The sequence below is a fragment of the Sphingopyxis sp. genome (assembly GCF_035998905.1).
Classification (GTDB): domain Bacteria; phylum Pseudomonadota; class Alphaproteobacteria; order Sphingomonadales; family Sphingomonadaceae; genus Sphingopyxis.
The window spans coordinates 370679-393178 of sequence record NZ_DASYHG010000030.1; the positions used below are offsets into that span (position 1 = coordinate 370679).

General features: G+C 66.7%; 23 protein-coding genes. 14 read left to right on the top strand and 9 right to left on the bottom strand.

What is annotated here, in order from left to right:
- Positions 1-92 precede the first annotated feature (92 nt).
- A complete protein-coding gene (locus tag VGN62_RS21170) occupies positions 93-857 on the bottom strand; it encodes an SDR family oxidoreductase (RefSeq protein WP_327457691.1) in 765 nt (254 codons plus the stop codon).
- A gap of 151 nt (positions 858-1008) precedes the next feature.
- Here VGN62_RS21170 and VGN62_RS21175 point away from each other — a divergent pair, with 151 nt between their 5' ends.
- Genes VGN62_RS21175 through VGN62_RS21235 form a run of 13 tightly spaced genes read left to right on the top strand, consistent with a single transcriptional unit; the run spans position 1009 to position 13192 of the window.
- On the top strand, positions 1009-1884 hold the full coding sequence (locus VGN62_RS21175) for a CoA transferase subunit A (RefSeq protein WP_327457693.1): 876 nt from the start codon (positions 1009-1011) through the stop codon (positions 1882-1884).
- A gap of 13 nt (positions 1885-1897) precedes the next feature.
- A complete protein-coding gene (locus VGN62_RS21180) occupies positions 1898-2698 on the top strand; it encodes a ketoacid CoA transferase (protein WP_327457695.1) in 801 nt (266 codons plus the stop codon).
- Between the two features lie 4 nt (positions 2699-2702).
- On the top strand, positions 2703-3611 hold the full coding sequence (locus tag VGN62_RS21185) for an enoyl-CoA hydratase (RefSeq protein WP_327457697.1): 909 nt from the start codon (positions 2703-2705) through the stop codon (positions 3609-3611).
- The gene (locus VGN62_RS21190) at positions 3611-4690 is read left to right on the top strand and encodes a nitronate monooxygenase (protein ID WP_327457699.1); all 1080 of its coding nucleotides are present in this window, start codon (positions 3611-3613) and stop codon (positions 4688-4690) included. Before VGN62_RS21185 ends, VGN62_RS21190 begins: the two co-directional genes overlap by 1 nt.
- 3 nt (positions 4691-4693) lie before the next feature.
- Positions 4694-5449: an enoyl-CoA hydratase family protein gene (locus tag VGN62_RS21195; protein ID WP_327457701.1), complete on the top strand. Its 756-nt coding sequence runs from the start codon at positions 4694-4696 to the stop codon at positions 5447-5449.
- Positions 5449-6600: an acyl-CoA dehydrogenase family protein gene (locus tag VGN62_RS21200; protein ID WP_327457703.1), complete on the top strand. Its 1152-nt coding sequence runs from the start codon at positions 5449-5451 to the stop codon at positions 6598-6600. Before VGN62_RS21195 ends, VGN62_RS21200 begins: the two co-directional genes overlap by 1 nt.
- A gap of 7 nt (positions 6601-6607) precedes the next feature.
- Positions 6608-7621 carry an acyl-CoA dehydrogenase family protein gene (locus VGN62_RS21205; RefSeq protein ID WP_327457705.1) on the top strand — a complete coding sequence of 338 codons (1014 nt, stop codon included), beginning with the start codon at positions 6608-6610 and terminating at the stop codon, positions 7619-7621.
- 11 nt (positions 7622-7632) lie between these two features.
- Positions 7633-8784, top strand: a complete 1152-nt coding sequence (locus tag VGN62_RS21210) for an acetyl-CoA C-acetyltransferase (protein WP_327457707.1) — start codon at positions 7633-7635, stop codon at positions 8782-8784.
- Positions 8785-8789: 5 nt separating this feature from the next.
- Positions 8790-9692 carry an SDR family oxidoreductase gene (locus VGN62_RS21215; RefSeq protein ID WP_327457710.1) on the top strand — a complete coding sequence of 301 codons (903 nt, stop codon included), beginning with the start codon at positions 8790-8792 and terminating at the stop codon, positions 9690-9692.
- A 1-nt stretch (position 9693) separates the two neighbouring features.
- On the top strand, positions 9694-10758 hold the full coding sequence (locus VGN62_RS21220; protein WP_327457712.1) for an acyl-CoA dehydrogenase family protein: 1065 nt from the start codon (positions 9694-9696) through the stop codon (positions 10756-10758).
- On the top strand, positions 10755-11936 hold the full coding sequence (locus VGN62_RS21225) for an acyl-CoA dehydrogenase family protein (protein WP_327457714.1): 1182 nt from the start codon (positions 10755-10757) through the stop codon (positions 11934-11936). Before VGN62_RS21220 ends, VGN62_RS21225 begins: the two co-directional genes overlap by 4 nt.
- 12 nt (positions 11937-11948) lie before the next feature.
- A complete protein-coding gene (locus VGN62_RS21230; RefSeq protein ID WP_327457716.1) occupies positions 11949-12731 on the top strand; it encodes an SDR family oxidoreductase in 783 nt (260 codons plus the stop codon).
- Complete coding sequence (locus VGN62_RS21235) at positions 12728-13192, top strand: MaoC family dehydratase (RefSeq protein ID WP_327457718.1); 465 nt, start codon at positions 12728-12730, stop codon at positions 13190-13192. The genes VGN62_RS21230 and VGN62_RS21235 overlap by 4 nt, the downstream gene beginning before the upstream one ends.
- A 151-nt stretch (positions 13193-13343) precedes the next feature.
- On the opposite strand, the gene VGN62_RS21240 is transcribed toward VGN62_RS21235, so the two are convergent.
- Complete coding sequence (locus VGN62_RS21240) at positions 13344-14900, bottom strand: FadD3 family acyl-CoA ligase (protein ID WP_327457720.1); 1557 nt, start codon at positions 14898-14900, stop codon at positions 13344-13346.
- A 161-nt stretch (positions 14901-15061) separates the two neighbouring features.
- Between VGN62_RS21240 and VGN62_RS21245 the strand changes: the two genes are divergently transcribed.
- Positions 15062-16204: a helix-turn-helix transcriptional regulator gene (locus tag VGN62_RS21245; protein WP_327457722.1), complete on the top strand. Its 1143-nt coding sequence runs from the start codon at positions 15062-15064 to the stop codon at positions 16202-16204.
- Between the two features lie 248 nt (positions 16205-16452).
- Here the strand turns inward: VGN62_RS21245 and VGN62_RS21250 are convergent, their stop codons facing one another.
- The 7 genes from VGN62_RS21250 to VGN62_RS21285 all read right to left on the bottom strand — a co-directional run bounded on the left by VGN62_RS21250 (position 16453) and on the right by VGN62_RS21285 (position 22405).
- Positions 16453-16899 (bottom strand): nuclear transport factor 2 family protein, encoded by a 447-nt coding sequence (locus VGN62_RS21250; protein ID WP_327457724.1) that lies wholly within the window; start codon positions 16897-16899, stop codon positions 16453-16455.
- Between the two features lie 3 nt (positions 16900-16902).
- Positions 16903-17040 carry a hypothetical protein gene (locus VGN62_RS21255; RefSeq protein WP_327457726.1) on the bottom strand — a complete coding sequence of 46 codons (138 nt, stop codon included), beginning with the start codon at positions 17038-17040 and terminating at the stop codon, positions 16903-16905.
- A 254-nt stretch (positions 17041-17294) separates the two neighbouring features.
- Positions 17295-18632 carry an MFS transporter gene (locus VGN62_RS21265; protein ID WP_327457728.1) on the bottom strand — a complete coding sequence of 446 codons (1338 nt, stop codon included), beginning with the start codon at positions 18630-18632 and terminating at the stop codon, positions 17295-17297.
- Positions 18626-19495: an SDR family NAD(P)-dependent oxidoreductase gene (locus VGN62_RS21270; RefSeq protein ID WP_327457730.1), complete on the bottom strand. Its 870-nt coding sequence runs from the start codon at positions 19493-19495 to the stop codon at positions 18626-18628. The genes VGN62_RS21265 and VGN62_RS21270 overlap by 7 nt, the downstream gene beginning before the upstream one ends.
- Positions 19495-20295, bottom strand: a complete 801-nt coding sequence (locus VGN62_RS21275; protein ID WP_327457732.1) for an acetoacetate decarboxylase family protein — start codon at positions 20293-20295, stop codon at positions 19495-19497. The genes VGN62_RS21270 and VGN62_RS21275 overlap by 1 nt, the downstream gene beginning before the upstream one ends.
- A gap of 68 nt (positions 20296-20363) precedes the next feature.
- A complete protein-coding gene (locus VGN62_RS21280) occupies positions 20364-21374 on the bottom strand; it encodes a Rieske 2Fe-2S domain-containing protein (RefSeq protein ID WP_327457734.1) in 1011 nt (336 codons plus the stop codon).
- 155 nt (positions 21375-21529) lie between these two features.
- On the bottom strand, positions 21530-22405 hold the full coding sequence (locus tag VGN62_RS21285; protein WP_327457776.1) for a LysR family transcriptional regulator: 876 nt from the start codon (positions 22403-22405) through the stop codon (positions 21530-21532).
- Between the last annotated feature and the right edge of the window lie 95 nt (positions 22406-22500).

Genomic DNA, 22500 nt, shown 5'->3' on the forward strand with positions numbered 1-22500 from the left:
TAACCAGGGCCGGGATGACGACGGAGCGTCAGGTCGCCACGATGAGATGCCGGCCTTCGCCGGGATGACGAACTCGGTATTTGCAACTTTATCTAGCCGCCGCTCGCCAGCGTCAAAAACAACGGCCGCTCGCCGCCGCCGTGCACCTCGATCTTCGCGCCGCTGACATAGGCGGCGTCGGCGGACGCGAGAAAACTCACGGCTCCGGCAATATCCGCGCCGCGCGCCATGCGGCCGAGCGGCAGCATCGCATCGATGCGTTTCATGCCTTCCTCGCCGCCATAATGGTCGGCGGCGGCTTCGGTCGCGACCAGCCCGACGATGACCGCGTTCACGCGCACCTTCGGCCCCCATTCCATCGCGAGCGATTCGGTGAGGCTGAGCAACCCCGCCTTCGCCGCGCCGTAGACCGCGGTTCCCGGCGAGGGCCGGACGCCCGACACGCTGGCGATATTGACGATGGCGCCGCCCTCGGCTTGGCGCTGCATGATCCGGTTCGCCGCCTGCGCGACATGGAGCGGCCCCAGCAAGTTGAGCGCGAGCACGCGTTCGGAGAAACGCGGCGATGCGGTCGCGGCATCGGCCTCGGGCGAGCCGCCCGCATTGTTCACGACAAGGTCGAGCCGGCCATGTTGCGCCTCGATGCGACCCACCATCGCCTGCACCTCGTCCGCCGACCGGACATCGCACGCCTGGAAGGTGGCGGCGCGCCCCGCGTTCGACGGAAGCTCGGCAGGCGTATTGCGGCCGCAGATGACGACGTCGAACCCGTCGGCGAGCAAACGCTCGGCAATCGCGCGGCCGATGCCCTTTGCGCCGCCCGTAACCAGCGCGACGCGCTCTTTTCCGTCCGTCATGTCCGCCTCCATCATGCGCCTGATCTCTTCGCTCCGGCCGGGGGAAAGTCTCCCCCCATATGGCGGTATCGGACCCGCCGCCAGACTCCCTAATCGGATCGGACAATGGCGGGAGCACATGCCGTCCGTCGCATGATCACTGGAGAGCGGGTTGAACAAGCAATTGACCATCGAGCAGTTCGTCGGCTCGCTGAAAAGCGGGATGACGATCGGGATCGCCGGCTGGGGTCCGCGCCGCAAGCCGATGGCGCTCGTGCGCGCTATCCTGCGTTCGGACCTCACCGACCTCACCATCGTCGCCTATGGCGGCCCCGACATCGGAATGCTCTGCGCCGCGGGCAAGGTGAAGAAGGTCATCTTCGGCTTCGTCTCGATGGACGCGATCCCGCTCGAACCCTATTTCCGCAAGGCCCGCGAGGCGGGCACTCTCGACATTCTCGAGCTCGACGAAGGCATGCTGCAATGGGGTCTCAAGGCCGCAGCGTTCCGCCTGCCCTTCCTGCCGACGCATGTCGGGCTCGGCACCGACGTCATGACGCATGGCGGGTTCAAGACCGTCCAGTCGCCCTATGACGATGGTGAGGTGCTGCTCGCGATGCCCGCGCTCAAGCTCGACGCCGCGCTGCTCCATGTCCACCGCGCCGACAAGCTCGGCAATATCCAGGCGCTCGGGCCCGACACCTATTATGACGAATGGTTCGCGCGCGCCGCCGACAAGACCTTCGTTTCGGCCGAAGAAGTCGTCGAGCGGATGGACCACAGCTATCCCGGGGATGCCCGCGCGAACATCGTCGAGCGCTGCTTCGTCCATGGCGTGATTGCCGCACCGCTCGGTGCGCATCCGACCTCGATGCCGCCGTCTTACGGATGGGACATGAAGCATCTCAAATCCTACGCCGACAGCGCGCGCGAGGATGGCGGCTGGGACCGCTATTTCGCCGACACGATCGGTGCCGATGAGGCGGGCTATCTCGACCGCGTCGGCGGCAAGGATGCCCTCACCGCCCTCCCCCTTCCCATTTTCTGAGGCGGCTGATACCATGACCACCGCACCCGAATTCACCCTTTGCGAACAGCTCATCGTCGCGGCGTCCGAGGCGTGGCGCAGCAATGGCGAACTCGTCGCGACCGGCATCGGCCCCGCGCCGCGCCTCGCCGCCGGCCTCGCCAAGCTGACGCATACCCCCGAATTGATGATGACCGACGGCGAGGCGTATCTGGTCGAGGATCCGGTTCCGCTCGGCGCGCGCGGTTATGACGACCGCAAGGCGGCGGGCTACCTTCCCTTCTCGCGCTTTTTCGACGCCGCGGTGTGGTCGGGCAAGCGTCACGCGATGGTGACGCCGAGCCAGATCGACCGCTTCGGCCAGACGAACATCTCGTACCTCGGCGGCACCTACGACCAGCCGAAGGTGCAGATGCTCGGCGCGCGCGGCTTTCCGGGCAACAGCATCTGCCATATCAATTCGATGTTCGTCCCCGCGCATTCGAAGCGTGTCTTCGTCGAGGGCGAGGTCGATATGGTGTCGAGCGTCGGCTACAATCCGGCGCGCCGCACCCCCGGCGCAAATTTCAGCCGCGTCGACCTGCGCCTGATCGTCACCGACCTCTGCGTGATGGATTTCGGCGGCAGGGACAATGCGATCCGTGTCGTCATGCTGCACCCCGGCGTGACCTTCGATCAGGTGCGGGAAGCCACCGGCTTCGCGCTCGAAGCCGCGGACGAAATCAGGACCACTCCCGCTCCGACCGCCGAGCAACTCGCGATCATCGCGCGGCTCGACCCGCATGGTCTGCGCGCCGGGGTGCTCAAGGACAATCCCGCGGGCAAGAGGAGCTGAGGCCATGAGCGATCAGAATGACGGGCTGGTCCCGCGCGTCGAGGAAACCCCGGTCTATGAGACCGATACGCCGGTCCTCTATGAGGCCGCCGACGGCATTGCGTGGGTGACGCTCAACCGCCCGCAATATCACAATGTCCAGAACAGCCAGATGACCTACGCGCTCGATGACGCCTTTTTCCGCGCCGTCGACGACGATGCGGTCAAGGTCATCGTCCTCAAATCCGACGCCAAGCATTTCAGCGCTGGCCATGACATCGGCACGCCGGGCCGCGACTTTCATTCGCCGGTCGAACGCCGCCTGATGTGGTACGATCACTCGACCAAGGCCGGCGCAGAAAAGGCCTATGCCCGCGAGCATGAGCAATATCTGGGCATGTGCAAAAGGTGGCGGGACATTCCCAAGCCGACGATCGCGCAGGTCCACGGCGGTTGCATCGCCGGCGGGTTGATGCTCGCATGGGTGTGCGACCTCATCATCGCATCGGACGACGCCTTTTTTCAGGATCCGGTGCTGCAAATGGGCTTTCCGGGCCTCGAATATTTCGCGCATTGCCATGAGCTCAACGTCCGGCTGGCAAAGGAATTCCTGTTCCTCGGCGAGCGGATGAGCGCCGAACGCGCGCGCGAGGCGGGGATGGTCAACCGCGTCGTGCCGCGCGTGGAACTGGCGGGCGAAGTGCAGCGCATCGCCGAACGGATCGCGACGCAGCCTCGCCTCGCGCTCCAGCTCGCGAAGCAGGCGTGCAACCATATGGAGACGCTGGCGGGCAAGAACGCCGGGATCGACGCGGCTTTCGGCTATCATCATTTCGCGCACGCCAACAACAGCCTCGTCAAGGGCGACTATATCGCCGGCTTCGACGGCAAGAAGATGGCCGCGGCGAACAAGAAGGACGCGCAGGAAGGCTGATGGCCGATCCGCTCGCCACCATCCTGACCGAACGGCTCGGTTGCCGGCTGCCGGTGATCCAGACCGCAATGGGCTGGATCGCGACGCCGGGGCTCGTCATCGCGTCGAGCGAGGCGGGCGCCTTCGGCTTCCTCGCGGGCGCGGTGATGCGGCCCGCCGAGCTCGAAGCCGCGATCCTCGCGGTCAAGGCGGGCACGAAGCAGCCCTTCGGCGTCAATTTCCACATGTTCCAGCCGGGCGCGGCGGAGATCGTCGAGATCGTCCTGAAGCACCGCGACCAGATCCGCGCGGTGAGCTTCGGGCGCGGCCCCGATGCGAAGATGATCGGGCGCTTCAGGGATGCCGGCATCCTCTGCGTACCGACCGTCGGCGCCGTCAAGCATGCGCAGAAAATGGTGCAATTGGGCGTCGACATGGTCACCGTTCAGGGCGGCGAAGGCGGCGGGCATACCGGCTCGGTCGCCTCGACGATCCTGCTGCCGCAGGTGCTCGACGCAGTGAAGGTGCCGGTGATCGCGGCGGGCGGCTTCGGCGACGGGCGCGGGCTCGCGGCGGCGCTGGCGTTCGGCGCGGTCGGCATCGCGATGGGTACGCGTTTCCTGATGACGCGCGAGAGCCCGATTCCCGACCTCACCAAGGCGCGTTACGTGAGGGCGGGCACCGACGATATTCTCGTCTCGACCAAGGTCGATGGCCTGCCGCAGCGGATGATCCGCAATGCGCTGCTGAACCGCATCGAACGCTCGACGGGGATCGGCGTCTGGCGCCGCGCGGTCGAAAGCGGGCTCGCGATGAAACGCCAGACGGGCGCCTCGTTCGGCGAGTTGCTGCGCGCCGCCAAGGGCATGACGAGCCACGGCGGCCTCACCCTGCCGCAGGCGATGATGGCCGCCTCCGCCCCGATGCTGATCCAGAAGGCGGTGGTCGAGGGCGACCCCGATCATGGCCTGATGGCGACGGGGCTCGTCGCCGGGCGCCTCGACGATCTGCCAAGCTGCGCCGACCTGCTCGGCGATATCGAGCGCGACGCGCGCGCGCGCCTCGCCGCGCTTTCCTCTTCATCGCAAACGGGGGCCTGACCCATGCCGATCCATACCGAGATCAAGGACCGCATCGCCGAGATCGTCTTCGACGTGCCGCCGGTCAACGCGTTCGACAGCGAAACGTGGAACAGCCTGCCCGCGATCATCCGCGAAGCAGGGCAGAACCCCGAGGTCAATGTCGTGCTGATCCGCGCGGCCGAAAGCGCGCGCGGCTTCTGCGGCGGCGTCGACATCAAGGAGATGCAGGCGCATCCCGAGCGCATCACCCTGCTCAACCGCGGCAATTATCTGACCTTCAAGGCGGTGCGCGACTGCGAAGTGCCCGTCGTGACCGCCGTCCACAAATTCGTGATCGGCGGCGGCATCGGCATCTGCGGCGCGTCGGACACGATCATCGCCGCCGACGACGCCTTCTTCTCGCTGCCCGAGGTCGATCGCGGCGCGATGGGCGGCGCCTCGCACCTCTCGCGCATGCTGCCGCTGCACAAGGTGCGCGCGGCCTTCTTCACCGGGGGCAATATCCCGGTCGAGGAAGCATACCGGCTCGGCGCGGTCGAAAAGATCGTGCCCCGCGAGGCGCTCGTCGACGAGGCCCGTGCCTTCGCCGCTGTGATCGCAGGCAAGTCGCGCAAGGCATTGGTGATCGCGAAGGAGGCGCTCAACGGCCTCGAAGCGCGCGACGTCGACCGCGGCTATCGCTGGGAACAGGGCTTCACGCTCGAAATGTATATGCACGAAGACAGCCAGAAATCGCGCGACGCCTTCGTCGAGACGGGCAAGGCGGCCGAATTCTGATGGACCTCGCCTACACCCTCGAACAACAGGATTTCCGCGCCGAAGTGCGTGCGTGGATGGAAGCGAACGTCCCGAAGGAACCGCTCGTCACCTTGGAGCGCGAGGACGGCTACCACCAGCATGTCGAATGGGAGCGGAAACTCGCGAGCGGCAACTGGGGCATGGTGACCTGGCCCGAAACCTATGGCGGGCGCGGGCTCGACCTGATCCAGTGGCTGATTTTCGAGGAAGAATATTACCGCGCCGGCGCGCCGCTGCGCGTCAACCAGAACGGCATCTTCCTGCTCGGCCCGACCGTCATGGAGTTCGGCACCGACGAGCAGAAAGCGCGCTTCCTGACCCCGATGGCGAAGGGCGAGGTGATCTGGGCGCAGGCATGGTCCGAACCCAATGCCGGGTCGGACATGGCGGCGATCACGTCGAAGGCGATCCGTGACGGCGACCATTATGTGATCTCGGGCCAAAAGACCTGGTCGAGCCGCGCGAGCTTTGCCGACTGGGGTTTCGGCCTGTTCCGTACCGATCCCGAATCGAAGCGGCACAAGGGGCTGAGCTTCATCCTGTTCGATCTGAACGCGCCCGGCGTGACGCGCCGCCCGATCCGCCAGCTTCACGGCGATCCGGGTTTTGCCGAGCTGTTCTTCGACGAAGTGCGCGTGCCGGTCGAGAACCGCATCGCGGGCGAAGGCGAAGGCTGGAACGTCGCGATGGCGACCGCGGGCTTCGAGCGCGGGCTGATGCTGCGTTCGCCCGCACGTTTTCAGGCCGCCGCCGAACGCCTCGTCAAACTGTTCCGCACGCACGAGGCCAAGGTGGCACCTGCCGCGCGCGAACAGGTGATGCAGGCGTGGATGGATGCCCAAGCCTATGCCTACAACACCTATGCCGTCGCGTCGAAGATCATGGCGGGCGGGCATATCGGCGCCGAGGCGAGCCTCAACAAGATCTTCTGGTCCGAACTCGACCGCGCCGCGCATCGCACCGCGATGCAGATCCTCGGTGCCTCTGCCGAGCTGCGTCACCTCGACGGCGGCGCACTCAACGCGTGGCTCGAAGGCTATATCTTCTCGCTCTCGGGCCCGATCTACGCCGGGTCGAACGAGATTCAGCGCAACATCATCGCCGAGCGCCTGCTCGGTCTGCCGAGGTAAGCGGGTCATGGATTTCACCATCACCGAAGATCAGGCGACGCTGACACAGGGCGTGCGCGACTATCTGGCGGGCGTCCACACGCCCGAAGTACTGCGCGCGCTCGACGTCAGTGAAAGCCGCCGCTCGACCGACGTCTGGCAGGGTCTCGTCGAAATGGGCCTGCCCGGCCTGCTCGTCCCCGAGGCGCAGGGCGGGCTCGGCCTGTCGTTGCTCGACGCGGTGCTGATCGCCGCCGAACTCGGCCGCGCCGGGGTCGCCGAGCCGCTCGCCGACACCGCGCTCGTCGCCGCGCCGCTGCTCGCCAAGGCCGGCGGTCAGGGCGCGCTGCTTTCCGCGATCGCCGCCGGTGAGGCAAAGGTCGCGCTCCAGCATCCAACCAATCCGTGGGTCGCGGACCTCGACGGCGCAATGCACTTCTTGTCGGTCAAGGACGGCGCGCTGCTGCTCGCCGAAAGGAGCGGCGCCGCCGAGCTGATCGACAGCGTCGACCCGCTCCGCCGCCTCTATGCGCCCGTTGCACCCACGGGCGCAGAAGTCGGTTCGGCCAACGCCCTCCTCGATCATGCCGCACTGATCGCCGCCGCACAGCTGGTCGGCGTCGCCGACGCGATGCTCGAACAGGCGACCGACTATGCGAAGAACCGCAGCCAGTTCGGTCAGCCGATCGGTGCCTTCCAAGCCGTCAAGCATCACCTCGCGACTGCGGTCGTGAAGATCGAGTTCGCCAAGCCGGTGATCCAGCGTGCCGCCGTCGCGCTCTTCGAGGGGGCCGCCAGCGCGTCCGTCCATGTCAGCCATGCCAAGCTCGCCGCCGCCGACGCCGCCTGGGCGATGAGCGAGACCGCGATCCAGACGCACGGCGCCATGGGCTACACCTATGAAGTCGACCTGCATTTCTGGATGAAGCGCGCCTGGGCGCTCGCCGGTGCATGGGGCGACCGCGCCTTCCACCTCGCGCGCATCGACGCCGCCGTCATCGGCGGCACGCTGCCGATCGGCCCCGGCCACAGCTTCGCATAAGGAACAAGAATATGGCTGAAGCCTATATCATCGACGCCGTCCGCACCCCCATCGGGCGCAAGAAGGGCAGCCTCGCCGCCGTCCACCCCGCCGACCTCGCCGCGCATCCGATTCTGGCGCTCGTCGAACGCACCGGTATCGACGCAGCCGAAGTCGACGACGTCGTCTGGGGCTGCTGCGACACGATCGGCCCGCAGGCGGGCGACATCGGCCGCACCGCATGGCTCGTCGCGGGGCTTCCCGAGCATGTTCCGGGCACGACGATCGACCGCCAGTGCGGATCGTCGCAGCAGGCGGTGCATTTCGCCGCGCAGGGCGTGATGAGCGGGACGCAGGATCTGGTCGTCGCGGGCGGCAGCCAGGCGATGAACGCGATTCCGATTTCGGCGGCGATGTACGCGGGGCAGGCCTATGGCTTCGACAGCCCCTTCATCGGCGCGAAAGGCTGGGACGCACGCTATGGCGCGCAAGAAATCAACCAGATCAAGTCGGCCGAGATGATCGCGAACAAGTGGCAGATCAGCCGCGAAGCGATGGAAGCCTTTGCCACCGAATCGCACCGCCGTGCGCAGGCCGCCATCGACAATGGCTGGTTCAAGGCCGAGATCGCGCCCTTTGAGGGGCTGGAGCAGGACGAAACCGTCCGCCCGCAGACGACTCCCGAAGGCCTCGCGACACTCAAGACCGTCAACGAGGACGGCGTCATCACCGCAGGGATAGCCAGCCAGAATTGCGACGGCGCCGCCGCGCTGCTGATCGCAAGCGAAGCGGCGGTGAAGGCGCACGGCCTGAAACCCCGCGCGCGCATCCATCACCTGTCGGTGCGCGCCGACAATCCGGTGTGGATGCTCACCGGCCCGATCCCCGCGACGAAATACGCGCTCGAAAAGGCGGGCATGACGGTGGGCGACATCGACCTGTTCGAATGCAACGAGGCCTTCGCAAGCATCCCGATGGCGTGGATGCAGGAACTCGGCGTCCCGCACGAAAAGGTCAATGTGCAAGGCGGCGCGATCGCGCTCGGCCATCCGATCGGCGCGACCGGCGCGCGCCTGATGACCACCTTGCTCGGCGCGCTCGAACGCACCGGCGGCCGCTACGGCCTCCAGACCATGTGCGAAGGCGGCGGTCAGGCTAACGTCACCATCATCGAAAGGCTGTAAGACCCATGGGTATCTGCGACGGACGGACCGTCATCATCACCGGCGCGGCGCGCGGGCTTGGGCGTTCCTATGCGCTCGCCTTCGCCGCCGAGGGCGCCAATGTCGTCGTCAACGACATCGGCACCAGCCTGTCGGGCGAAGGCCGCGACACCTCGGCAGCGGATGATGTCGTCGCCGAAATCGAGGCGGCGGGCGGCAACGCGATCGCCAATTATGAGGACATCACCGACTGGGATGCCGCAAAGCGGATCGTCGATGCCGCGGTCGCAGCGTTCGGCGACCTGCACATCGTCGTCAACAATGCCGGGATCGTCCGCGACCGCATGTTCGTCTCGGCGACCCCCGAAGAATGGGATGCGACGATGCACGTCCATTTGCGCGGTCATTTCTGCGTCAGCCGCCACGCGGTCGATTATTGGCGTGCGCAGCAGAAGGCGGGCAATCCCGTCGACGCGCGCATCATCAACACCACCAGCGGCGCGGGCCTTCAGGGCTCGATCGCGCAGGCGGCCTATTCGACCGCCAAGGGCGGCATCGCCGCGCTGACGCTCGTACAGGCGGCCGAACTCGGCCGCTATGGCATCACCTCCAACGCGCTCGCCCCCGCGGCGCGCACGCGAATGACCGAAGGCGCCTTCGCCGACAAGATGGCGGCGGTCGGAAGCGGTTTCGACGTGCAGGATCCCGACAATATCGCGCCCACCGTCGTCTGGCTGGGTTCGGCGCAGTCGCGCCACGTCACCGGCTGCGTCTTCGAACTCGAAGGCGGCCGCATCACGATCGAGGATGGCTGGAAGCTCGGCCCGACGGTCGACAAGCAAGCCAAATGGGTCCCCGCCGACGTTGGCGGCGCGGTCGATAAGCTGCTGTCCGAGCGCGCCGAACCGCGCAAGGTCTGGGGCAGCTAGGATGCGTTTCGCCTTCACCGACGAACAGGCGATGATCGCCGAGACGGCGAAGGCGTTCTTCGCCGAGCAGGCGACGAGCGAACGCACGCGCGCCGCGATGGCGCGGACGGGTGCCGACGACGCGCTGTGGCAGGCGTTCGCCGCCGAACTCGGCCTCGCCGGGGTCGCGGTGCCCGAGAGCGAGGGCGGCGTCGGGCTCGGTATGGTCGAACTCGCCATCCTTGCCGAAGAAGCGGGGCGGCACGTGGCGGCGCTGCCGCTGCTTGCCAGCATCGGCCTCGCCGTCCCCGCGATCCTCGCCGGGGGCAGCGTCGGACACAAGGCGCGCCTCCTCCCCCGCCTCGCCGCGAGCGACCTGGTCGCGAGCTTCGCCGAGGCCGCGCCCGGCACGACATGGATCGACGGCGCCCTGACCGGCGCCGCGTTGCACGTTCCGCACGGCGCGCGCGCCGATCTGTTCGTGGTGGCGGTCGCCGAAAGCGCGGTCCTTGTCGAGCGCGACGCACCCGGCCTCACCGTCACGCCGCTCACCAGCATGGACCAGACGCGCCCCTATGCGCGGCTCGATTTCGGCGCGGTGTCGGCGGAGCCGCTCGCCGACCCTGCCGCAGCCCTCGTCGCCGCGCGCCGCACCGGCGCGCTCGTCATCGCCGCCGATGCCTTGGGCGGCGCGCAAGCCTGTCTCGACCGCACGGTCGCCTATGCACGCGAACGCGTCCAGTTCGGCCGCGCGATCGGCAGTTTCCAGGCGGTCAAGCATCGGCTTGCCGACATGATGGTCGCGGTCGAGCAGGCCCGCTCGGCGGTCTATTGGGCCGCGTGCGCGATCGACGAAGGATCGGACGAGGCCGCCTTCGCGGTCCACGCCGCCAAGGCCTTCGCCTGCGACACCTATAGCGACGCGGCGGGCGAGATGATCCAGCTCCACGGCGGCATCGGCTTCACCTGGGAGCATGACGCGCACCTCTATTTCAAGCGCGCGCGCAGCAACCGCGGCCTGCTCGGCACCCCCGACTGGCACCGCGAGCAGATCGCCGCCCTCGCCGGACTGGATGACGCCGCATGAACCTTGGATTCTCTCCCGCCGAAGAGGCTTTCCGCGCCGACGCCGCGGCATGGCTGAACGCCGAATTGAGCGGTCCCTTCGCCGATGTCCGCGGGCTGACCAGCCTCACCGAAATGCCCGAACGCCGCCGCGACTGGGAAAAACGGCTGGGCGAAGCCGGCTGGAGCTGCGTCGGCTGGCCCAAGGCGTATGGCGGCCGCGACGCGACGCTCGCACAGCAGGTCATTTTCGCCGAGGAATATGCGCGTGCGGGCGCGCCGCCGCGGCTCAACCATATCGGCATCGAACTCGCCGGCCCGACGATCCTCGCCTTTGGCACCGACGATCAGAAAGCGCACTTCCTGCCCAAAATCGCGAGGGGCGAGGAAATCTGGTGCCAGGGCTATTCCGAGCCCGGCGCGGGGTCCGACCTCGCCAACGTCCGCACGCGCGCGTGGCGCGAGGGCGACGAGTGGGTGATCGAGGGGCAGAAGGTCTGGACCAGCCTCGCGCAATTTTCCGACTGGATCTTCGTCATCGTGCGCAGCGAGGACGGCTCGAAGGGCCCCAAGGGCCTGTCCTTCCTGCTCGTCCCCGTCGATCAGCCCGGCGTTACCGTCCGCCCGATCCACCAGATCACCGGCGAGGCCGAATTCAACGAGACCTTCTTCGACGGCGCGCGCACCGACGCGGCAAATATTCTCGGGGCACCGGGCGACGGCTGGAAGGTCGCGATGGGGCTGCTCGGTTTCGAGCGCGGCGTGTCGACGCTCGCGCAGCAGATGGGGTTCCGCAACGAACTCGACGCGGTCATTGCTGCGGCGCGCGCCAATGGCGAGGCGCAGAATCCCCTGATCCGCCAGCGCATCGCCAAGGCCGAAATCGGCCTCCGGCTGATGCGCTACGGCGCGCTCCGGATGCTCAGCGAGACGCAAGGTGGCAAGCTCAACCTCGCCGCGCTCACCTACAAGATCCAGTGGGCGACGTGGCGCCGCGACCTTGGCGAACTCGCGATGGATGTGCTCGGTCAGGCGGGCGAGACCATCGCGGGCGGCGACTATGCCTTCCCGGCACTGCCCAACCTGTTCCTCTACAGCCGCGCCGACACGATTTACGGCGGCACCAACGAGATCCAGCGCAACATCATCGCCGAGCGCGCACTCGGCCTTCCGCGCGAGCCGCGCGGCGACCTCAAGTAAAGGAATTCAAGCGTGGCACGACCCGCCCCCGAATACCCCACCCCCACCGGCCTCCTGAAGGGCAAGACCGTGCTGATCACCGCCGCTGCGGGCAGCGGCATCGGCGGCGCGGTCGCCCAGCGCGCGGCGGAGGAAGGCGCGACCCTCTTCCTCTCCGACATGCACGAGCGCCGGCTCGGCGAGACCGCCGACCGCATCGCGGGCCTGGGCTTCGCGCGGCCGGGCACGCTCGTCTGCGACGTTACCGACGAGGCGCAGGTTCGAGCGCTTGTGCAGGGCGCGATCGGCGCGATGGGCCATGTCGATGTGCTGATCAACAATGCCGGGCTGGGCGGCGCGGCGCCCGTCGTCGAGATGACCGACGATCAGTGGCACAAGGTGCTCGACGTGACCTTGACCAGCGTGTTCCGTATGACCCGCGCTATGCTGCCGCACATGTACGAACGCCAGAAGGGCGCGATCGTCAACAACGCCTCGGTGCTCGGCTGGCGCGCGCAGAAACTGCAGGCGCATTATGCCGCGGCCAAGGCCGGGGTGATGGCCTTCACGCGCTGCTCGGCGCTCGAAGCCGCCGAACAGGGGGTCCGCATCAACGCCGTATCGCCCAGCCTCGCGATGCACGCCTCGCTGTCGAAGGTGACGCCGCCGGGCTTGCTCGAGGAGCTGACCGAAAAAGAGGCGTTCGGCCGCTATGCCGAGCCCTGGGAAGTGGCGAACGTCATGCTGTTCCTCGCGAGCGACCTGTCTTCCTATATGGCGGGCGAAGTCGTTTCGGTATCGAGCCAGCAGGCATGAGCGCGCGCGTCTTCGAAACCCCCGCGGCGCTGCTGGCGGCCGTCGGCGAGCGTTTCGGCCCGACCGACTGGGTGGCGATCGAGCAGGACCGCATCAACCTGTTCGCGAAGGCGACCGACGATCACCAGTGGATCCACGTCGACCCCGCGCGCGCGAAGGATGGCCCGTTCGGCGGCACGATCGCGCACGGCTATCTGACGATGAGCCTCGTCAACCGCTTCCTTCCCGCGCTTGTCGAAGTGCGCGGCGTTTCGATGGGGATCAACATCGGCACCGACAACCTCCGCTTCCTGAACCCCGTCCGGTCGGGCAGCCGCATCCGCGGCGTCGGCGAACTGGTCAAGGCCGAGGAAGCCAAGGGCGGCGTGCAGGCGGTGGTGCGTGTGACGGTGGAGATCGAGGGCGTCGAAAAGCCCGCGTGCGTCGTAGACACAATCAGCCGTTTTTACCCGGAAAAGTGAGTTGCCGTAGGGGTGGGAAGCTGCCTTCCCCCATTTTCGTCATCCCGGACTTGATCCGGGATCGCGCGGCGCTGAAGTCATGGACCCCGGATCAAGTCCGGGGTGACGATTATCGGGAGGTCGGCCTCCAGTCGAAAACGCCCCGCCCCGATCACCCCCGCAGCAAAAACTTCTGCACCTTGCCCGCGGCGTTCATCGGCAGCGCGTCCAATATCTCGACCCGCCGCGGGACCTTGTAGTTCGCCATATTCTCGCGGCACCAGGCGACGATCTCCTCCGCCGATGCCACGGCGCCGGGACGCAGCACGACGAACGCGATCGGCACCTCGCCCAGCCGTTCGTCGGGAACGCCGATCACCGCCGACTGCAGTACCGCGGGATGCGCCGCGAGCAGGCCCTCGATCTCGGCGGGATAGGCGTTGAAGCCGCCGACGATGAAGATGTCCTTCGCGCGGTCGGTGATCTTCACATTGCCGCGCGCGTCGCGCACCGCGATGTCGCCCGTCCGCAGCCAGCCTTCGGCGTCGATCGCGGCAGCGGTGGCGCCGGGGTCGTTGAAATAGCCGCGCATCACGTTGGGGCCGCGCACCAGCAGCTCGCCCGCTTCACCCGTCGCGACATCGGCCCCGTCGCGATCGACGAGCCGGACCTCGATTCCGGCGAGCGGCCGCCCGGCGGTGTTCGCAACGGTCTCCGCATCGTCGCCCGCGCTGCACATCGTCACGACCCCGCACGTCTCGGTCAGCCCATAGGCGGTGAGCACGATATCGATGCCGAGCTTGCCGCGCATCTCCTCGATCAGCGTCACCGGAACCGATGCCGCGCCGGTGATCGACACGCGCAGCGAGGACAGATCATGGGCTTCATAGGGTCCGGCGAGCAGGCTCTGGAAAATGGTCGGCGGCCCCGGCAGCAGCGTCACGCGTTCGGCTTCGATCCGCTTCAGCACTATTTCTGTGTCGAACACCGCGTGCGGCAGCACAGTTGCGCCGTGCATCAGCGCGACGAGCCAGCCGGCCTTGTAACCGAAGCTGTGAAAGAAGGGGTTGATGATCAGGAAATTGTCATCGGGTCCATAGCCGAGCCCGCCGCCATAGGCACGGTAAAGCCGGACATTCTGGCCGTGTGTCGTCACCGCGCCCTTGGGATTCCCCGTCGTGCCCGAGGTGAAGAGGATGTCGCAGACATCATCTTCGTCCAGCGCGTCGAGCCGTTCGGCGACCTCGTCTTCGGCGACCTCCGCGCCACGCTCCAGAAACGCCTGCCACGGCTGGCCGCCCGCTTCGCCGTCGAGCAGCACGATGCCGGCAAGGTCGGGCAATTCTTCGTCCGCGATCAGCGCCGGATAGGCGGTGCCAAGGAATTCGGCGACAGTCAGCAACAGCTTCGCCCCGCTAGCGCGCAATATATATCCGGCCTCGCGCCCCTTGAGCCGCGTGTTGAGCGGCACGATCGCCGCGCCGGCCGCCTGCGCGCCGATCGCGGCGACGATCCATTCCACCGAATTGGGCGCCCAGATCGCGACGCGGTCGCCCGCCGATACACCTGCGGCGATGAAGGCGCGAGCACTGGTACCGATCAGCGACGGCAGATCGTCATAGGTGACGGCCCGGCCGTCCTCGCCGCGGATCGCGACGCGATCGGCATAGGCGGCCGCGGCTTCGAGGATCATGTGCGGGATCGTCGTCTTCGGTTCGGACACGGCCATCGTCTCTCCGTTCGCGCGCGTCGCACGCCATGTTTCCATCGCTTCCGGTGACGCGCCGCGCGCCGCGCCACAACCCCTATTCGGGGGCTTCGGCGTCGATGTTGCCGCGCCAAGGAGGCAGCCTATAGAGTGGGAACGGGGATCGGGGGAACGGAGTCGGAATGCCCAGCTACAAGCCTGTTGCCGAAGTCGACGAGCTGGTGACGCTGATCTATCGCGGTGCGCTCGAAGAAACGCCCTGGCAAAGCTTCCTCGAGGCGCTCAACCGGCGGATGCAGCGGCAGAGTGCCGCGATCACGTTGCGCCTCAGCCGCCCCGGCATGCCTCCCTTCATCATCTGGGCGCCTCCGCCGCCGATCGGCGAGCAGGAAGCGCGCCGCATCCATCGCATCCACGCCGAACTCGGCGACCTCGACCCGCTGCGCAACGCGCTCGCGCGGCCCGGCGACATCTACCGACTGAGCGAGATCGTCTCGCCCGACGCCCTCCATGCCAGCCGTTTCTATGCCGAAATATTGCAACCCTATGGCATCGAATATCAGCTCGGCATGTATATTTCCGAACCCGGCGGGTGGGAGGGTAATGTCGGGCTGACCGACGGCCCCGACGGCGAGGATTTTTCCGACGACGACAAGGCGATGCTGATCGCGCTGCGCCCGCACCTCGAACTGTCGCTCGCGCTTTTCGCCCGCCTCCGGCGCGAAGAGACCGAGGTGCAGGTGATGATCGACACACTCGACCGGCTGACGCTATGCACCTTCATCCTCGACGGCGCGGGCCGCATCCTGCGCAGCAACAGCGCGGGCCGCACGCTCGCGCGGGCGAACAAGGGCCTCCGCACCGCGGGCGAGCGGCTCGCACTCGCCAACCAGTCAGGCAACACGCAGCTCCAGAAACTGATCGGCCATGCCGTCGCCGCGCACCGCGACGGCGGCAGCTTCGCCGAGGGATTGCGCGTCGAGGCCGATTTCGACGGACATCTCGGCATCCTTGTCCGCTCAATCGAGGCGCGATCGCATTATGGCAATGAAGCGGGGCCGGCAGCGGTCGTCTATGTCTCGGGGCTCGACAACAGCCAGCCGCTCGAGGGGCTCGTCGCGCAGATTTTCGACCTGACCCCGTCGGAAGCGCAACTCGCGGCGCTGCTCGCGTCGGGCCTCAGCCTGTCCGAAGCGGCAGAAAAGCTGGAGTTTACCGAAAATACCGTACGCAGCTATTGCAAGACGATCCTCAGCAAGACCGGCGTCGGGCGCCAGGCCGACCTCGTCCGCCTGATCCTGCGCAGTGTCGCGGTTCTCGGCTGATCGCCATCTAGTCCAATTGGGCGATCCCCTAGGCTCGCCGGCAGCCCCCCAACGGGGCGCCGCCCATGATCCTCGGCGCGACCGAATCTGCACTGATCCAGCCTGCCGGCGCGTTGGCGCTCCCCGCCGAGGCATGCTGCGGCCTCTGGCTAGCCCGCGCTCGGGCCGGATCAACGGGCAGGAAATCATCGCCGATGCGGGCTTCCCCGCCAGCTATCCGCCGATGCCAGGATGAGCCGGAGAGCGCGTCAGTCGCGCTCGACGCGGATGCGGCTGAGCCGGGTCCTGGCGATGAGCCAGCGCCCGCGCGCCTTGCGGTAACAGTCGTGATAATGTCCAAATCCGTGGCGCGAACGGCCGGCAAGGTCGCTTCCTTCGCCCGCCCAGAAATGGTCGTCCATCGCCCATATCCCTTCGGCGTCGCGCGCGCCGGTGAACCGGATCTCGAAGCTGTGAACATGATGGACCGTCGTGGCATTTTCGAGCGCCGCAGTGACCCCAGCGACGAATGCGTCGGCGCCGGTCGTCAGCAAGGCTTCGTCGGTTTCACCCGGCATCTCGCGGAAGTCGCCGACCATGTCATCGGTGAGCAGGCTGCGCAGCAGTGGCCAGTCCTTGGTGTCAAGCGCGCGCAGGTAACGCGCTTTGAGCAGCCTGATCTCTTCTATCGCGGCGAGATTGACGGCTTCGGTCATGATTCAATTCCCCTCCAGGAAGGCGGCTCGATAGGCCGCGAAACGCTGTTCGACATCGGAGCGGACCAGACCGAAATCTTCAAGGGCATATTTATGCGGCGCGCGATCTTCGCGCTTGCTGGCTTCGATCGACCCGGCCATCCCCCGGCCGGAAAATGCGAAATAGGACCGCTGAATACGACGGGCGTCGCTACCAGGGCCGCAACGCATCGAAGCCGCATATGGCTGGAGGCGTGTCGCTACGCGCTACGACCGATGGCCCAGAATCTTCTCTGCCATCGCCCCTGCCGCGGCCGTCCTCTTCTGGCTCTGATCCAAGGGTCCCAGGCCTTAAGCGGCCCGAGCGGAGCCCACATCACTCAAACGGACCATATCGCGACACGCTGCCGCGCGCGTCAGCCTTCGACCGCGCGGCGGTAGTGCGGCAGCGCGACCAGCAGCAATGCGACGATCAACGGCAGGACGACCGCACCGGCGATCGCGATCGAATAGCCGAGCGCCGCCTGATCGCCGAAACCGAAATCGGTGATCGCCGCGATGACGCTGGCACCGAGTCCCATGCCCACCAGATTGACGCACAAGAGCGAGATGGCGGTGACCTGTCCGCGCAGCTGATTGGGCGTCACATCCTGGATCGCCGTCAGCATCACCCCTTGCGACGCCTGCCCGATCAACGTGCCGATCGCCATCATCGTCAGCGACAGGAAGGCCGTCGGCATCAACGGCGCGATGATCAGCGGCACGCCTTTCAGCACGGTGGCGATCAGCACGACGCGCATATTCGCGTCGGCCCTCCCCCCCTGCATCAACCGCCCTGCGAGCCAGCCGCCCGACAGCGTGCCCACCGTGCCGCAGGTCAGCATGATCATCCCGTAAGACATGCCGACCTCGGCGGGGCTCATGCCATAGCTGCGGATCAGGAAGGTCGGAAACCACAGCGCCGTGCCGATCGCCAGAAGCGCAATCAGGGCGAGCGAACCGATCAGCGAGCCGAACAGCGCCCAGCGTTCGGAAATATAGTCGAATCCTTCGCGCAGGCTGCTTTGCACCGACAGGTTCGCCGCCAGCTCCTGCCGCGCCGGCTCGCGGATCATCATCATCAGCGCGGCGACGATCAATCCGGGTACCGCAACACAGAGGAACACCATCTGCCACGGTTCGAAACTGCCGAGCCAGGGCAGTGTCGCGCCGCCGGCTTTGGTGAATCGCGCGAGCAGCCAGCCGCCGATCAATAGCGCGAGGCCGCCGCCGATCGGATAACCGATCGCATAGAAGCTGATCGCGAGCGCCCGCCGACGCCGCTCGAAATAGTCGCTGATCAGCGAATAGGCGGTCGGGCTGAGCGTCGCTTCACCCACCCCGACGCCAACGCGCGCGAGGAAGAGGCCGATGAAGCTGCTGGTAAAGCCGCACGCGGCGGTCATCGCCGACCAGAACAGCACCCCCCAGACGATCAATGTCGCGCGCCTTTTGGTGCGATCGACAAAGCGGCCGATGGGCAGCGCGGCGATGCTGTAGAGAAGCGAAAAGGCAAAGCCCTGGAGCAGGCTGATTTCGAAATCGCTGAGGTTCAGGTCGCGCTGGATCGGCTCGACCATCAAGGTCAGCACACGCGCGTCGATCGCGCTGAAGCAATAGCCGATGAACAGAATCGCGACGACGAACCAGCGGTAGACGCCGCGAGAGGGCGCAGCGCCTACCACCGGCGCGTCGGACGCCGCCGCGCTCACCATGCCGAGGGCGGATCCCGCCGCGCCAATATCTGTTCGGTGCGCGCCGCAATCAGCACATCATTCTCCCCGCTCTCCGGCAGCAGCCAGAAGCGCCCCGCGCGCACGCCGTCAAGCGCGAAGGCCGAAACTTCGCCGGGCTCGGTGAGTTTGAGCTGGAGCCCGGTGGTGCGGACCAGATCCTCCATCGTGCGGTACGCGACCTTCGTCTGCGCCTCATTCTCCACATAGTCGGCGGGACGCACTTCGCCCGACGCCATGATCGCGGTGTTGACCGTGTGCGGACCGGGAAAGAGGACGGCCGCGCGCAGCTTGCCGCCTTCGCGCAAGAGCTGCTGGTGCAGCACTTCGGAGATGCTGGTGACCGCGGCCTTGGTCGCGGCATAGATCGGCGTATTGGGAAGCGAGCGGAGTCCGCCGTTGGTCGAGCTGGTGTTGATCACCACCCCCTCTTCGCCCGCCTCGATCATCCGCGGCACGAACGCCGCGATCCCGTGGACGACACCGAGCACATTGACGTCGATCCCCCAGCGCCAGTCGCTGAGCGGCAGCGTCCAGATCTTGCGCTGCGCCTCGCCCAATCCGACGCCGGCATTGTTGAAGAGCAGGTGCACGGTGCCGAACTTCTCGAAGACCCGGTCGGCGAGCGCGCGTACCGACGCTTCTTTCGTCACGTCGCACGCGATCGCGAGCACCTCCCCGCTGCCCAGTGCGTCGATCTCGGCGCGTACCGCTTCGAGCCGCGCCGGATCGATGTCGGCGATCACGACATGCGCGCCGGCGCGCGCGAGGTCGGCGCACAGACATTTGCCGACCCCGCTCGCCCCGCCGGTAACCACCGCCACCCGGCCAGAAAAATCCTGCATCAGGCGGCCTTCCGCGCGCCGAGTTCGAAGCCGGTGTTGCGCGGGTCGTCGTGGCGCCCGACCCAGTGCGGCGCGATCCATTCGCCCGGCACCTTGCGCAGCAGCGTGCCGCCGGTCGCCGTGCCGCCTTCGACATATTCCATGCCGACAAGGCGACGGACGGGGATGTCGGCGAGCGGGTCGTACGCCGATTCACGCAAGGTGATCGTTCCCGTCATGGCGCGGCGCCCGCTGTAATTGCGCTGCCAGTTGAGGCGAGTGAGGAAGACGTCACCGTCGAACTCGCCCGGCGTGTCGATCGACGGCATGCCCTTGTAGCAGAAGAGATGTTCCTCGAAGGTCAGCGGCGCGTCGATCGCCTCGCCGATCGTGCCCTCGATCTCGAAATAGGCGACGCCGTGGCGCGAACAGGTTGCGCGCAGATGGTCGCCGTTGCGCTCGAAATGCGTCTCGGCGATCTTCTTCGGCTCACCGAAACGTTCGCGGCCCGAGGTGACGACGGTTTCGCCCTCCATCGCCATGTGGAAGCAATAGGCGCCCGGCGCGCCCTCATGGGTGCAGTTGACGCCCACCGTCAGCGCCCCGATCTCGACCGTGTCGGTTTCGGTGATGTGCATCGCGACATGGACCATCTGCAGCCAGATTTCGGGGCGTTCGACCGCGACGAGCGGCTGCGGCAGCAGCGCCGCGATCACTTCGGGATCGGTCTCATAGGTGGCGCGGATGCCATAGACAGTATTCTTGAGCATCCCCGGTGCGCGCGTTTCGACGGGCCCTTGGACATAACGCAATCTCGACATCGCAATTCTCCCGATGGCGCCCGCGGGCGCAATAAGCGGATCGATCCGCATGAAACGAAAATGGGCTGTTATTCGGCCGCTTCGACGAGGCGGCTTCCGTCGGGCCCGTCGGCGTAAAATTGCTCGAAATAGCGGCGGAAACGCAGGATCGGGCCGTCGCCGTCGCACAGGTACGGCCGTGCACGATGGATCTTGTTGTGCCAGATCGGAATGTCGCCCTCGACGCCCTTTTGCCCGCACGTATTCTCGATCGCCGCCTCGATCGCCTTTTCCTCAGGCGAACCCGGCGCGACCTTCGGATGGGTGAAGCAGAAGCGCAGCTCGACATCGTCAGCCTCGACCGGGGTCGCGATGACGAGCAGCGACAGCTCGACCAGCCCGCTCAGCCGCGTGAATTTCTGCCCCGCACCGTTCTGGACCGTCTCGACCGAATAGGGGAGCTGCTTGCGCTCGCCAGTCGGCAGGTCGATCGTGCGGTGGCCGCGCGCGACGCTGCGCCGGCGCACGCCCTCATAGTCGGTCTCGCCCTCGGGTACCGCGTCCATCGCGTGGACATAGGCAAAATGCGCGACATCGACGCCGTTTTCGGCAATTTCCTGGGGGTTGCTGGCAAAGCGCCATTCGCGCTTGACCGGCTCGGCGAAAGCCGGATCGGTGAATTCGGGATAGTCTATGACGTCGAACATCGGCGCGACATCGTCGGGATGGTACCAGGCCCAGATCACGCCGCTGCTTTCGGTCACCGGGTAAGATTTCGCCAGCGGCTCGCGCTTCGCGCGCGGCGGAAAGGCCTTGGCATAGGGGATCTTGCTGCAAAAGCCGTCGGGACGGAACGCCCAGTGATGGAAGGGGCAGCGCAGGCTGTCGCCCTCGACCGTGCCGCCGTGCCCCATATGCGCGCCAAGATGCGGGCAATAGGCATCGAGCAGCCCCGCCTCGCCGCTCTCGTTGCGGAACAGGACGAGGTCGCGCCCGAAATAATGAACCGGCCGGACATCGCCGACACCCAGCTCGGCACCATAGCCGACCCCGAACCAGCCATAGGGGATGGGCATCGGAAAGCGTTCAACCTGTGGCACTGTCAGTCTCCCGGATGGCCGTCCTTTCCGGGCGGCTCTTGTCGGGCGAGTGTATCGATTGCGCCGCGCGAGGTAAGACCCAAATGGCGCACAGTTTGTGCGTCGTGACGAACAATGAAGCAGGGTCGGCGCCCGAACCCCTTATTCGCGGCCGATCAAAGCCCGTTGTCCACTGCTACCCCCGGCGCCTCCATCGCGACGAGCATTTCGCCGAAAGCGCGCGCCGCCGGGGAGGCCGCGCCCCCACTGCGGATCAGCATGAAATCGGCGCTGGGCAGGGCGGGAAGGCCATAATCGCCGTCGAGCAGGCGCATTCCGGGTTCGAGGTCGCCGCGCGTCAGCACCGCGACCGCCAATCCCGATCGGACCGCCGCGCGCAGGCCCTGTTCGCTCGGCGAGGTAAAGGCGATGTGCCAATCGATCGATGTCGCTTCGAGCGCGGCAACCCCCATCAGCCGGTTGATGCAATTCGGGGGATGGAAGGCGAGCGGCAGCGACGCGCCGTCGGACAACAGGAAATTGTCGGCCGCGACCCACCCGAACTCCGCTCGCCGCAGAGGGATTCCGCCATTCTCACCCCCGGCGGTCGAGAGCACGACGGCAAGGTCCAGCTCCTCGGCCGCGATCATCGTGCTGAGGTCGAGATAGGTGCTCACATGGACATCGAGCCGCACCGCGGGAAAGGCGCGCGAGAATTGACAGAGCAGCGCCGGCAATCGCTCGCCCATGAACGCCTCCGGAGCGCCGAAACGCACGGCACCAGTCACCGACGAAGGGCGAAAGCGTTGCGCAAGCGCGTCGAGGCTGGCGAGGATCTGGCGCGCGTGCAGCAGGAAGTCCTCGCCATCGTCGGTCAGGATCAATCGCCGTGTCGTCCGGCGGATCAGCGCGCGTCCGACCTGCTCCTCGAGACGCCGGATCTGGTGGCTCACTGCGGGCTGGGTGAGATTCAACCGACGCGCGGCCCGCGTGAAGCCACCCGTCTCGCTGACCGCGACAAATGCGCGCAGTAGGACCGGATCGATGTCCATGACGGTCAATTAATTATGATTAGTTATAGATTCCAGAAAATAAAATCATTTCTGTAATTTCTTGCCCCTCCCCAGATAGCGCACCTGCCGGGCAA

Excerpts from the sequence above, each read along its gene's own strand:
- VGN62_RS21170 (WP_327457691.1), bottom strand. The coding sequence starts at position 857 with ATGACGGACGGAAAAGAGCGCGTCGCGCTGGTTACGGGCGGCGCAAAG.
- VGN62_RS21180 (WP_327457695.1), top strand. The coding sequence starts at position 1,898 with ATGACCACCGCACCCGAATTCACCCTTTGCGAACAGCTCATCGTCGCG.
- VGN62_RS21185 (WP_327457697.1), top strand. The coding sequence starts at position 2,703 with ATGAGCGATCAGAATGACGGGCTGGTCCCGCGCGTCGAGGAAACCCCG.
- VGN62_RS21190 (WP_327457699.1), top strand. The coding sequence starts at position 3,611 with ATGGCCGATCCGCTCGCCACCATCCTGACCGAACGGCTCGGTTGCCGG.
- VGN62_RS21195 (WP_327457701.1), top strand. The coding sequence starts at position 4,694 with ATGCCGATCCATACCGAGATCAAGGACCGCATCGCCGAGATCGTCTTC.
- VGN62_RS21200 (WP_327457703.1), top strand. The coding sequence starts at position 5,449 with ATGGACCTCGCCTACACCCTCGAACAACAGGATTTCCGCGCCGAAGTG.
- VGN62_RS21205 (WP_327457705.1), top strand. The coding sequence starts at position 6,608 with ATGGATTTCACCATCACCGAAGATCAGGCGACGCTGACACAGGGCGTG.
- VGN62_RS21210 (WP_327457707.1), top strand. The coding sequence starts at position 7,633 with ATGGCTGAAGCCTATATCATCGACGCCGTCCGCACCCCCATCGGGCGC.
- VGN62_RS21215 (WP_327457710.1), top strand. The coding sequence starts at position 8,790 with ATGGGTATCTGCGACGGACGGACCGTCATCATCACCGGCGCGGCGCGC.
- VGN62_RS21220 (WP_327457712.1), top strand. The coding sequence starts at position 9,694 with ATGCGTTTCGCCTTCACCGACGAACAGGCGATGATCGCCGAGACGGCG.
- VGN62_RS21225 (WP_327457714.1), top strand. The coding sequence starts at position 10,755 with ATGAACCTTGGATTCTCTCCCGCCGAAGAGGCTTTCCGCGCCGACGCC.
- VGN62_RS21235 (WP_327457718.1), top strand. The coding sequence starts at position 12,728 with ATGAGCGCGCGCGTCTTCGAAACCCCCGCGGCGCTGCTGGCGGCCGTC.
- VGN62_RS21240 (WP_327457720.1), bottom strand. The coding sequence starts at position 14,900 with ATGGCCGTGTCCGAACCGAAGACGACGATCCCGCACATGATCCTCGAA.
- VGN62_RS21245 (WP_327457722.1), top strand. The coding sequence starts at position 15,062 with ATGCCCAGCTACAAGCCTGTTGCCGAAGTCGACGAGCTGGTGACGCTG.
- VGN62_RS21250 (WP_327457724.1), bottom strand. The coding sequence starts at position 16,899 with ATGACCGAAGCCGTCAATCTCGCCGCGATAGAAGAGATCAGGCTGCTC.
- VGN62_RS21255 (WP_327457726.1), bottom strand. The coding sequence starts at position 17,040 with ATGGCCGGGTCGATCGAAGCCAGCAAGCGCGAAGATCGCGCGCCGCAT.
- VGN62_RS21265 (WP_327457728.1), bottom strand. The coding sequence starts at position 18,632 with ATGGTGAGCGCGGCGGCGTCCGACGCGCCGGTGGTAGGCGCTGCGCCC.
- VGN62_RS21270 (WP_327457730.1), bottom strand. The coding sequence starts at position 19,495 with ATGCAGGATTTTTCTGGCCGGGTGGCGGTGGTTACCGGCGGGGCGAGC.
- VGN62_RS21275 (WP_327457732.1), bottom strand. The coding sequence starts at position 20,295 with ATGTCGAGATTGCGTTATGTCCAAGGGCCCGTCGAAACGCGCGCACCG.
- VGN62_RS21285 (WP_327457776.1), bottom strand. The coding sequence starts at position 22,405 with ATGGACATCGATCCGGTCCTACTGCGCGCATTTGTCGCGGTCAGCGAG.